Source organism: Micromonospora sp. KC207, assembly GCF_004348615.1.
In the GTDB taxonomy this organism is placed as follows: domain Bacteria; phylum Actinomycetota; class Actinomycetes; order Mycobacteriales; family Micromonosporaceae; genus Micromonospora.
Genome location: NZ_SMKJ01000241.1, coordinates 1 through 11,099, shown reverse-complemented (window position 1 = coordinate 11,099; position 11,099 = coordinate 1). Strand labels below are relative to the sequence as shown.

Here is an 11,099-nt window from a genome sequence, read left to right as displayed (position 1 = left end):
CGCCCCCAGTCCTGCCCCCGGGCCCCGACGGTGGTCACCAGCCAGCCCCGGTCCGGGTCGTACGCGGTCCGTCCGGGCGGGCTGATCCGCCGCGAGTGCTGCTCCCAGCCGTCCAGCAGCAGCTCGGCGCTCTCCCCCGCCGGGTCGTACGCGAGCACCTGCCGCGACAGGTTCTCCAGCACCACCGGGCAGCCGGACAGCTCGGCGGCCTGCCGGACCACCTCGGCCGGGCCGGCGCCCTCGACCGACAGCTCGGTGAACCGCTGGTGGATCTCCTCGGTCGCCCGCAGCTCGGTGAGCTGGGCGTCGACGATCAGCGCGTGCACGGCCTCGGTGACCCGCACGAACGGGGTGGCCCGGCGCAGCTCGACCAGGGGCAGCCCGCGCCGGGCGGCGGCGGCGGCCATCACCCGGGGCACCCCGCTGACATACCGGCGGCCCAGCTCGACGACGAGACCGGAGACCCCGACGTCCGCCAGCCCGCCGATGAACGCGCGCAGTCCGGCGTCGTCGGCGGGCAGTCCGATGCCGGTGGTGAGCACCAGCTCGCCGCCGCGCAGCAGGGTGGCGATGTCGGGCACCTCCGCCACGTGCACCCAGCGCACCGGCCGGTCCAGACCGGCCTGTCCCGCCACGAGGCGGGGCGCGCCGTGGCGAACCGGGTCGAGCGCGAGCACCTCACGGACGGTAGGGAACACGGGCGACACGCTACCGTCCGTGACCCCGAACCTGAACAGGTCGCCGCTTCTGAACAGGTCCGCCGGGTCCGGGCGTCGCTCAGTCCACGCCGAGCTCCATCGCGGCGCGGTCGAGCGCCTCGTCGTCGGCGGAGGAGACGCCCCGGGAGGCGATGGCCTCCGCGCCGCCCTGCGGCATCGCGCCGATCAGCCCGGTCGAGGCCGCCTGCGCGGCGCCGACCATCCGCTGGGAGGGCCCGCCGCCGACAATGCCGAGGGAGGCGTACTGCTCCAGCTTCGCCCGCGAGTCGGCGATGTCCAGGTTGCGCATGGTGAGCTGGCCGATCCGGTCCGACGGGCCGAACGCCGAGTCCTCGGTACGCTCCATCGACAGCTTGTCGGGGTGGTAGCTGAACGCCGGGCCGGTGGTGTCCAGGATCGAGTAGTCCTCGCCCCGGCGCAGCCGCAGGGTCACCTCGCCGGTGACCGCCGTGCCGACCCAGCGCTGCAACGACTCGCGCAGCATCAGCGCCTGCGGGTCCAGCCAGCGCCCCTCGTACATCAGCCGGCCGAGGCGGCGGCCCTCGTTGTGGTAGTTCGCCAGGGTGTCCTCGTTGTGGATGGCGTTGACCAGCCGCTCGTACGCGGCGTGCAGCAGCGCCATGCCGGGCGCCTCGTAGATGCCCCGGCTCTTGGCCTCGATGATCCGGTTCTCGATCTGGTCCGACATGCCCAGGCCGTGCCGGCCGCCGATGGCGTTGGCCTCCAGCACCAGGTCGACGGGGCTGCCGAACTCCTTGCCGTTGATCGTCACCGGGCGGCCCTGGTCGAAGCCGATCGTGACGTCCTCGGTCGGGATCTCCACCGACGGGTCCCAGAACCGGACTCCCATGATCGGGTTGACCGTCTCGATGCCGGTGTCGAGGTGTTCGAGGGTCTTCGCCTCGTGCGTCGCGCCCCAGATGTTGGCGTCGGTGGAGTACGCCTTCTCGGTGCTGTCCCGGTACGGCAGGCCGTGTTCGAGCAGCCACTCCGACATCTCCTTGCGCCCGCCCAGCTCGGTGACGAAGTCGGTGTCGAGCCACGGCTTGTAGATGCGCAGCTGCGGGTTGGCCAGCAGGCCGTACCGGTAGAAGCGCTCGATGTCGTTGCCCTTGAACGTCGAGCCGTCGCCCCAGATCTGGACGTCGTCGGAGATCATCGCCCGCACCAGCAGGGTCCCGGTCACGGCCCGGCCCAACGGGGTGGTGTTGAAGTACGCCCGCCCGCCCGAGCGGATGTGGAAAGCCCCACAGGTCAACGCGGCCAGGCCCTCCTCGACCAGGGCGGCGCGGCAGTCGACCAGCCGGGCGACCTCGGCGCCGTAGCTGAGCGCGCGACCGGGCACCGAGGCGATGTCGGGCTCGTCGTACTGGCCGATGTCGGCGGTATAGGCGCAGGGGACGGCGCCCTTGTCGCGCATCCACGCGACCGCGACCGAGGTGTCGAGGCCGCCGGAGAAGGCGATGCCGACACGTTCGCCGATGGGCAGGGAGGTGAGAACCTTGGACACGGGGAAGATTATTCATCAGGACGCATGGTCATGCAAGCCGAAGCGTCCGGACGGGGCCGGCAGCTACCCGTCGCCGAACGGCGGATCGTCGCGGCCCAGCTCCCAGCAGGCCACGGCGGTCGCGGCGGCGACGTTCAGCGAGTCCACGCCGCGCCGCATCGGGATCACCACCCGGGCGTCGCTGGCGTCCAGCGCCGCGCGGGTCAGCCCCGCCCCCTCCGCGCCGAGCAGCAGCGCCGACCGGGCCCGCTGGGCGACGGTCAGCCGTTGGATCGGCACCGCGTCCGGCGCCGGGGTCATCGCCAGCACGGTGAAACCGGCGGCCCGCACCCCGGCCAGCGCTTCCGGCCAGGGCTCCAGCCTGGCGTACGGCACGGCGAAGACCTCGCCCATGCTGACCCGGACACTGCGCCGGTACAACGGGTCGGCGCAGGACGGCGAGAGCAGCACGGCGTCCACCCCCAGCGCGGCCACGGCCCGGAAGATCGCGCCGAGGTTGGTGTGGTTGTTGACGTCCTCCAGGATCACCGCCCGCCGCGCGTCGGCGAGCACCCCGGCGGCATCCGGCAGCGGCTTGCGCCGGAACGAGGCGAGCACCCCCCGGTGCACGTGGAAGCCGGTGGCCCTCTCCAACACGTCCGGGGTGGCCGCGTATACCGGGGCGTCGCCGGTGTCGAGGTCGGCGAGCTGGTCCACCCGTTTGGCGTCGACCAGGAACGACCGGGCCGGATAGCCGGCCCGCAGCGCCCGGCGCAGCACCAGCTCCCCCTCGGCGATGAACAGGCCGTGTGGCGGCTCCCACCGGGTACGCAGCTCCACGTCGGTGAGCGCCCGGTAGTCGGCGATCCGGTCGTCGTCGGGGTCGGTGATCTGGTGGACGAGCACCCGGCCCACCTTAGGTGCAAGGAAGTGCCCCTTGTTAACGCATACGGTAGAGAAGGGCCCCCTTCTCACCACGCCTCGGCAGGGAAGGCGGCGCGCGGGATCTGCTTCCGGCCGCGCCGCCGACGGGACCGCTCAGCCGGTGAGGCCGGCGTCGCGGGCAAGCGGGGCAGCCTGCACCCGCTCGGCGGTTCGGCTGGCCGGTGATCTCCCGCTGAGCGCCGACTCGATCCGGTCGAACCACTTGTCGATGCCCTGAGCCAGCCGGTTGATCTGGTCGCGGAGCTTGCCGATCTCGGCTCGGATGGCCGCGTCGTCGCGCTCGTCACGGATCGCCGCGAGTGGCACGTAATACCCGGCCGGGAGCACCTGGGCCCCGCACGGGGCGTGGGGTTCAGCCGCGGCGGTTGAGCCAGCGCAGGACGTCCGGCGGGAGGCTCTCCTGCCGGCTCGGGGTGGGCGTCGGCTCCGGGGCCGGGCGGTGCACCTCGCCGGCCAGCTCACGGCTGGGCGGGGTGAAGTCGCGGACCGGCTGGCCGTCCACGGCGGTGCGGATCGTGCGGGCGACCGCGTCGATCACCTTCGCCTGCACGCTCGAGCCGACCCGGTCGCCCGGGTCGTCCGGGTTGGCGGCGATGCCGGCGACGGCGACCTGCGGGGTGAAGCCGACGAAAGTCTCCGTGGCGGCCTGCTCCGAGCTGCCGGTCTTGCCGGCGACGGGTCGCCCGACGATCCGGTCCACGGCGGTGGCCGTGCCGCCGTCGCACTGGTGGTACGCGCTCTGCTGGCCGACCGGGCAGCGGGCCGCGTCGGTGGCCGCCCGGGCCACGTCGGTGTCGAGCACCCTGCGGCAGGACGGCTCGCCGACGTCGACCCTGTCGCCGTCGGCGGCGGTCACCGACACCACCGGCAGCGGGGCGCAGTACGTCCCCTCGGCGGCCACGGTGGCGTAGGCGTTGGCCAGGTCGAGGGGGGTGGTGGCGGCTACGCCGAGGGTGAACGACCCCCAGTTGGCGGCGTTGTCCCGGGCGAAGGCGGCGTCGGCGTCGGCGCGGAAGGTGATGCCGAGACGCTGGGCCATCTCCACCACCTTCGCCGGGCCGACCTGCTCGGACAGCCAGACGAAGTACGTGTTCACGGAGCGGCCGAAGCCGTCCCACATGGTGCGGTAGCCGTCCATCCACTGCGGGTTGGCGTTGGCGGGGCACCACTTCCCGCCACAGCTGCCCTCCCCCTCGGCGGCGTACCGGGTGGGCAGCCGACTGGGCGCGTCGAAGCCGGTGGCCAACTGCCTGCCGTTCTCCAGGGCCGCGAGCATGGTGAACAGCTTGAACGTCGACCCCGCCTGGTACCCGTCGACGCCGCCACCGCCGGAGATCAGCGGATTGACGGTGTTGGGGTGGTTGGTCTGCCCGTCGGGGTTCGGGTCGAGGCTGTAGTGCCGGTTGACCGCCATGGCGAGCACCCGGCCGGTGCCGGGCTGCACGGCCGCGATGGGCAGGGCGCGCTTGTCGTCGTACCCGTAGACGGCGGCGGCCCGCTGCTGCGCGGTCTGCTGGATCTTCGGGTCCAGGGAGGTTACGACGGTGTAGCCGCCCCGGCGCAGCGCCTGCTCCCGTTCGGCGACGGTCGCGCCGAACGCGGGCTGGGTGAGCCACCACTGGCGCAGGTAGTCGCAGAAGAAGCCCCAGCCGTCGTGGCCCTCGGCGACGGCGGTGCAGCCGTTGGGCTGCTGGGTGGGGTGCAGGGCCAGCTTCTCGGCCTTGGCCGTCGCGGCCTGCTCGGCGGTGATCGCGCCGGTGGCGGCCATCGCGTCGAGCACGTACGCCCGCCGGGTCAGGGCCGCGTCGACGTCCCCGCCGATCGGGCTGTACGCGTCGGGCGACTGGACCAGGCCGGCGAGCAGGGCCGCCTCGGGCAGGGTCAGCTCGGCCGGGGACTTGGCGAAGTAGCGCTGGCTGGCCGCCGCGATGCCGTACGCGCCGGAGCCGAAGTACGCGATGTTGAGGTAGCGGTTGAGGATCTCGTCCTTGCTGAGCCGCTGCTCCAGCGCCGTCGCGTACCGGATCTCCTGGAGCTTGCGCCCGACGGTCTGCTCGGTTGCCGAGGCCCGCTGCTCGGCGGTGCGGTTGGGGTCGGTCTTGAGCACGTTGCGGACGTACTGCATGGTCAGCGTGGAGCCGCCCTGCTCGGTGCCGCCGCCGGTGACGTTGGCGACCAGGGCGCGGGCGATGCCGCGCAGGTCGGTGCCGCCGTGGGAGTAGAACCGGCGGTCCTCGGCGGCCACGATGGCCGCGCGCATCACCGGGGCGATCTCGGCCAGCGGCACGTCGGTGCGGTTGACGTCGTAGAACGTGGTGATCAGCGTCTTGCCGTCGTTGGCGTACAGGTACGACCGCTGCGGGGTCGCCGGGGTGCGCAGCGCCTCAGGCAGCGCCGCGTACGACCCGACGGCCGCCTGCGCGGCGTAGCCGAACAGCAGGTTGGCCGGGAGCGCGGCGGCGGCGAGGGCGAGGCCGGCGAGCAGTCCGGCCAGCAGCACGGTGAACAGCCGCGACAGCGGCGACCGGGGTGGCGGCATGACGCCAAGGGTTGCCACGAAAGCCACGATCCGGCCACCCCCGGCGGCGGGTTGTCGGCTAATTCACCGGCAACCGCCGGCGATCTGTCGGCCGATCACCGCCCGTCGACGCCCTTGTCCGGATCGCCGCGTCCCCGCGCCGGTACCGGAGGCTTCCCGCGCTGCCACGCCCCGGGACATCGAGCCGACCCCGCGCTGCCCGCCCGACAGCACGAACGGGGCAGGTCCAGAGGGGCCGAGACGGGTACGTGCAGCCGCCGTGGTCTTGCTGGCCTGCCGGCTGCCAGGGCGCTGCCGGACGGTCACATCCACGGATGGTGCGGTGCGGTCGCCGGCAACTGGCAGGCGGTCAACCGGCGGCGAGCGGGCCACCGCCGGCCCCCGGGGTCGGGCCGCCGCCCGGCCCGGTCGCCGTGGCGACGCTGGCGCTGGCCGCGTCCCGGGCGATGGCGGCGGGAACGAGGCGGCCGGACCGGTAGCCGATGCCGATCCCGGCGACCAGCACGAAGATCGCCCCGAAGGTCTGCACCGAGCCGACCAGCGCGCCGCCGACGCCGAGCAGCGGAGCGGCGATCATCAGCATCGTGCCGTCGCCGAGGCTGAACATGCCGGAGCGGGCCACCGCCCACCCGGTGAGAAACCAGCCGGCCGTGTAGCAGGTGGCGCCGACCAGGACGAGCGTGCGGGCGGTGGTACCGAAGACCGGGGCCTGCTCGGCCAGGCCGGCGAAGGGCAGCATGAGCACGGTGCCGGCGATGCTGGCCAGCAGTCCGGCAGCGGCCACCCGGCGGCTGCGGGTGGCGGCGAGCAGCCCGGTCAGGGCCAGCAGTGCGAGCAGGCCGAGCCAGACGGCGGCGACCCAGCCGACGAGGTAGAGCTGCCCGCCGTCGGCCGGGTACGGGTCGTTGCCGACGCCACCGTCGCTGGCCATCGCGACCGTGCCGTAGAGCAGCGCGTACGCCGGCAGGAGCCAGACCGAAGCGCGGCCGAAGCGTCGCAGCGACCAGGCCCAGGTGGCGTTGGTGGCCGGGGCCGCCGGCCCCGGCTCGGTGACGAACGGCAGCACCCCGAAGCCGCCGCCGGTGCGGCGGGCGCCGAGCGGCCCGGCCGGGTCGTGCGCGCCGGGCGCCGGCGGCCCGGGAAAGAGCTTGTCCAGGGGATCCTTCATGCGACACCTCGCTGCGCTCGTCGGCGGGGCGGGACGCGCCGCGGCGCCCCGGTCCTGGTCACGACCCGTCCTGTCGGACCGATCGTGTCAGGCACCGGAGCGCCGCATGAGGATTATTCGCATTCTCGCCCGGCCGCCGGCGCGGGCCGCCGTGCCGACCCGATCCGCCCGGTCGTCAGCCCCGTTCGCGCCGGTCGGCCGGGTCGTTCAGCAGGCTCGCCGGAGAAACCGGCTCCGGGGCCGGCAGCCCCTGCGGGGCCTTCCCGCCGGTGGCCTGCGCCTCGGCGACGCGTACCTCGTCGTGGATCCGCTGGGCGGCGGCCGCCGCCGCCCGCGCGGCCTCGGCGGCCTCGCGCTCCACCGCGCTCGCCCCGTCGGCGGCCTCCGGCGACGGCGCGTCGCCGACCATCTGGCTCAGCCCGCCCAGCGCGCCGCCCATCCCCTCCAGGGCCTTGGTCAGCTCCGCCGGGACGATCCAGACCTTGTTCGCCGTGCCGTTGGCGATCTGCGGAAGGGCCTGAAGGTACTGGTAGGCGAGCACCTTCTGGCTCGGGTTGGCCTGGTGGATCGCGTCGAACACCGTCCGGATCGCCTTCGCCTGGCCCTCCGCCTGGAGGATGCGGGCCTGCCGGTCACCGTCGGCGCGCAGCACCGCCGCCTGCTTCTCGCCCTCGGCCGTGAGGATCTGCGACTGCTTGTGCCCCTCGGCGTTGAGGATCGCCGCCCGGCGGTCCCGCTCGGCGCGCATCTGCTTCTCCATCGAGTCGCGGATGCTCGGCGGCGGCTCGATCGCCTTGATCTCCACCCGGGTGACCTTGATGCCCCACCGGCCGGTCGTCTCGTCCAGCACGCCCGACAGGTGCCGGTTGATCTCCTCCCGGCTGGTCAGGGCCCGCTCCAGGTCCAGCGAGCCGATCACGTTACGCAGCGTCGTGACGGTGAGCTGCTCGATGGCCTGGAGGAAGTTCGAGATCTCGTACGTGGCCCGGACCGAGTCGACGACCTTGAAGTAGAGCACCGTGTCGATCGAGACCACCAGGTTGTCGGAGGTGATCACCGGCTGGGGCGGGAAGCTGACCACCTGCTCGCGCATGTCGACCTTGGTGCGCACGGCGTCGATGAACGGGACCAGCAGGTTCAGGCCCGGATTCAGCGTGCGCTTGTACTTGCCGAGCCGCTCCACCACGTCCTGGCGCTGCTGCGGCACGATCCGCACCGCCTTGACCAGGGTCATCACGGCGATCAACGCCGCGGCGGCCAACAGCACCGTCACAAACTCCATACCCTTCACCCTCTCGCTTCGGGCAGTTCGCCCGGGGTGGAAATGTCGTCATCCCACACCAGGGCCGTCGCGCCCTGGACCTTGATCACCCGCACCCGTCGACCGGGGACGAAGCTCTGCGTCGCGTCGTACGACCGGGCGCTCCACAGCTCGCCGTCGATCTTGACGAGGCCGTGCTCGGCGTCGACCCGTTCGAGCACCAGCGCGGTGGAACCCTCGATCGCCTCCACCCCGAACGCCTGCCCGCCGCTGTCGGAGGCGGGGCGGCCGTGCCGGCGGATCGCCGGCCGGGCCACGGCCACCGTGAGCGCGGAGACCACCGCGAAGACCACCGCCTGCACGGCGGGCGGCGCGCCCAGGGCCGCCGCGCCCGCGGCGGCGAACGCGCCGACCGCGAACATGATCAGGACAAGCGTCGTCGTGAAGATCTCGGCGACCGCCAACACCACACCCAGTACGACCCAGAACACCGCGTCCACCCATTCAGCGTGCCACGTCGAAGCACGCGCGGCCCGTCGGCAAGATCAGTAAGCTCGGCGGCACCGCCCCCGAGAGCCCGGCGGGACGCCCCGAGAGCTGGAGGAGCCCGTGTCGCTGCCACCCGAGACCGCCTGCCGCATCGATGCCCGGGTCGCCCGCGCCCAGTCCGAGGGGCGCGCCCCCTCGCTCGTTCTCGGCGTGGTACGCGACGGGGAACTGGCCCACCTCGCCGCCGCCGGGCACCGGCCCCGCCCCGACGCCGACCGACAGTACCGGCTCGGCTCGATCACCAAGACGATGACCGCGGTGCTCGTCATGCAGCAGCGCGACGCCGGCGCGCTCGCCCTCGACGACCCTCTGGAGCGGCACCTGCCGGGCACCGGGGTGGGCCAGCTCACCCTGCGCCAACTCCTCGGCCACGCCAGCGGCCTGCAACGCGAGCCCGACGGGGCGTGGTGGGAGCGGGTCGACGTCGGCGACCTGGCGTCCGTGCTGGCCGGGGTGGACGGGCGGAAGATCGCGTACCCGCCGCACCGGGGCTACCACTACTCGAACCTGGCGTACGGGCTGCTCGGCGGCGTGCTGGAGGCGGTCACCGCGACGCCCTGGCTCGATTTGCTGCGGCGGCGGCTGCTGGAGCCGCTGGGCATGACCCGCACCACGTACGACGCCGTCGAGCCGTTCGCCCGGGGGTACGTGGTGCACCCCTGGCACGACACGCTGCGCGAGGAGCCCCGCACCGACACCGGGGCGATGGCCCCGGCCGGGCAGCTCTGGTCCACCGTCACCGACCTCGGCCGCTGGGCGGCGTTCCTGGCCGACCCCGACCCGGCGCTGCTCGAACCGGAGACGCTCACCGAGATGTGCGCGACCGTGACGATGAGCGACCCGCAGGGCTGGACCGGCGGGCACGGCCTCGGGCTGGAGCTGTACCGGGTCGGCGACCGGGTGCACGTCGGGCACGGCGGCTCGATGCCCGGGTACGTCGCCGCGCTGGCTGTGCACCGGCCCGCCCGCACCGCCGTGGTCGGCTTCGCCAACTCGTACGGGCTACGCGTCGGTTACCTCGGCGCCCTCGCCCGGGAGGTGCTCACCACCGTGCTGGACGCGCTGCCGGAACCGGTCACGCCGTGGCACCCGGCCGACGCCCCGCCCCGGGCCGACGTGGCCGAGCTGACTGGCCGCTGGTGGTGGATGGGCGGGGAGTTCGAGTTCCGCGTCGACCCGGCCACCGGCGACCTGTGGGGCGGCCCCGTCGGCGACCCGGTGCTGCGGTTCACCCCGGAAGGGCCGGACCGCTGGCGGGGCCGCTCGGGCGCGCAGGACGGCGAGATCCTCACGGTGGTCCGCGACGACGCGGGCCGCCCGGTCGCCCTCGACGTGGCCACGTTCCTGCTCAGCCGCACCCCCGACGAGGAGCCCTGACGCACGCCCGGCGCGGGCCCGGCCCGGCGGGCTCGGCCAGGCGGGCTCGGCCAGGCGGGCTCGGCCAGGCGGGCTCGGCCAGGCGGGCTCGGCCAGGCGGGCTCGGCCAGGGTGCTCAGTCAGGCAGGCGGTTCGGTGACGAAGTCGATCAGCCGTTCCATCGCGTTGATCAGCGGGGTCTCCACGTCGGCGAAGCTGTCCACCCGGGACAGGACGCGCCGCCACATGTCGGCCGGCTCGGCGACCCCGAGCGCGGCGCAGACCCCCTCCTTCCACGGCCGCCCCGGCGGCACCACCGGCCACGCCGCGATGCCCAGCGCGGCCGGCTTGACCGCCTGCCACACGTCGACGTACGGGTGCCCGGTGACCAGCACGTGCGGGGAGGTCACCCGGGCCACGATCCGGCTCTCCTTCGAGCCGGGCACCAGGTGGTCCACGAGCACCCCGAGCCGCCGGGTGTGCCCGGGGCCGAAGTCGCGGACCCGCGCGCCGAGGCCGTCGATGCCGTCCAGCGGCTCCACCACCACACCCTCGATCCGCAGGTCGTCGCCCCAGATCCGCTCGACCAGGGCGGCGTCGTGCACGCCCTCGACCCAGATCCGGCTGGCCTTGGCGACCTGCGCCCGCACACCGTCCATTGCGATCGAGCCCGACGCCGTACGCCGCCGGGCGGCAGGCACCGGTGACCGGGCCGGGCGGCGCAGCGTCACCGGCCCGCCGTCGAGCAGGAACGCCGCCGGCAGCAGCGGGAAGTTGCGCCGCCGGCCGTGCCGGTCCTCCAGCACCACCGCGCCGGACTCGAAGCCGACCACCGCGCCGCAGAACCCGGAGTCGGCGTCCTCGACCACGAGGTCGAGTTCCGCGTCCACCTCGGGCACTGCCCTGCGCCGCCGCCAGTCGCCCGCCAACACGTCCTCGCCGTAGCGCCCCACCATGCCCGCCACGCTAACCCCCACCGCGCCCGCTGGCGCGGCAGCCGCGCCGATCACGGGGCACGCGCCCCAGTAGAAGATCATGAGGCGGGCCCGGGGAAACCGGACGGACGGGACGCC

The 11,099-nt window shown here is 73.9% G+C and carries 10 protein-coding genes; 1 reads left to right on the top strand and 9 read right to left on the bottom strand.

What is annotated here, in order from left to right; all coding sequences use genetic code 11:
* The 8 genes from E1258_RS24695 to E1258_RS24660 all read right to left on the bottom strand — a co-directional run.
* On the bottom strand, positions 1-707 hold a 707-nt coding region (locus tag E1258_RS24695; protein WP_207919698.1), incomplete at its 3' end, for a PucR family transcriptional regulator ligand-binding domain-containing protein.
* Positions 708-777: 70 nt separating this feature from the next.
* On the bottom strand, positions 778-2,229 hold the full coding sequence (argG, locus tag E1258_RS24690; RefSeq protein ID WP_132405317.1) for an argininosuccinate synthase: 1,452 nt from the start codon (positions 2,227-2,229) through the stop codon (positions 778-780).
* A gap of 63 nt (positions 2,230-2,292) precedes the next feature.
* Positions 2,293-3,114, bottom strand: a complete 822-nt coding sequence (locus E1258_RS24685) for an RNA methyltransferase (protein WP_036376440.1) — start codon at positions 3,112-3,114, stop codon at positions 2,293-2,295.
* Positions 3,115-3,246: 132 nt separating this feature from the next.
* Positions 3,247-3,459: a hypothetical protein gene (locus tag E1258_RS24680; RefSeq protein ID WP_132405315.1), complete on the bottom strand. Its 213-nt coding sequence runs from the start codon at positions 3,457-3,459 to the stop codon at positions 3,247-3,249.
* A 46-nt stretch (positions 3,460-3,505) separates the two neighbouring features.
* Positions 3,506-5,692 (bottom strand): transglycosylase domain-containing protein, encoded by a 2,187-nt coding sequence (locus tag E1258_RS24675; protein WP_243715663.1) that lies wholly within the window; start codon positions 5,690-5,692, stop codon positions 3,506-3,508.
* Positions 5,693-6,041: 349 nt separating this feature from the next.
* Positions 6,042-6,860: a hypothetical protein gene (locus E1258_RS24670; RefSeq protein WP_132405311.1), complete on the bottom strand. Its 819-nt coding sequence runs from the start codon at positions 6,858-6,860 to the stop codon at positions 6,042-6,044.
* A 175-nt stretch (positions 6,861-7,035) separates the two neighbouring features.
* The gene (locus E1258_RS24665) at positions 7,036-8,142 is read right to left on the bottom strand and encodes an SPFH domain-containing protein (protein WP_132405309.1); all 1,107 of its coding nucleotides are present in this window, start codon (positions 8,140-8,142) and stop codon (positions 7,036-7,038) included.
* A gap of 5 nt (positions 8,143-8,147) precedes the next feature.
* Positions 8,148-8,621, bottom strand: coding sequence for an NfeD family protein (locus E1258_RS24660; RefSeq protein WP_132405307.1), 474 nt, complete (start codon positions 8,619-8,621; stop codon positions 8,148-8,150).
* A 109-nt stretch (positions 8,622-8,730) separates the two neighbouring features.
* On the opposite strand from E1258_RS24660, the gene E1258_RS24655 reads away from it, so the two are divergent.
* Positions 8,731-10,047 (top strand): serine hydrolase, encoded by a 1,317-nt coding sequence (locus E1258_RS24655; protein ID WP_132405305.1) that lies wholly within the window; start codon positions 8,731-8,733, stop codon positions 10,045-10,047.
* A 119-nt stretch (positions 10,048-10,166) separates the two neighbouring features.
* Here the strand turns inward: E1258_RS24655 and E1258_RS24650 are convergent, their stop codons facing one another.
* Complete coding sequence (locus E1258_RS24650; RefSeq protein ID WP_132405303.1) at positions 10,167-10,982, bottom strand: DUF3097 domain-containing protein; 816 nt, start codon at positions 10,980-10,982, stop codon at positions 10,167-10,169.
* Positions 10,983-11,099: the final 117 nt, after the last annotated feature.

Bases quoted from the DNA above. Each gene is read 5' to 3' on its own strand.
- E1258_RS24670 (WP_132405311.1), bottom strand. From the start codon at position 6,860: ATGAAGGATCCCCTGGACAAGCTCTTTCCCGGGCCGCCGGCGCCCGGC.
- E1258_RS24665 (WP_132405309.1), bottom strand. From the start codon at position 8,142: ATGGAGTTTGTGACGGTGCTGTTGGCCGCCGCGGCGTTGATCGCCGTG.
- E1258_RS24650 (WP_132405303.1), bottom strand. From the start codon at position 10,982: ATGGTGGGGCGCTACGGCGAGGACGTGTTGGCGGGCGACTGGCGGCGG.
- E1258_RS24675 (WP_243715663.1), bottom strand. From the start codon at position 5,692: ATGCCGCCACCCCGGTCGCCGCTGTCGCGGCTGTTCACCGTGCTGCTG.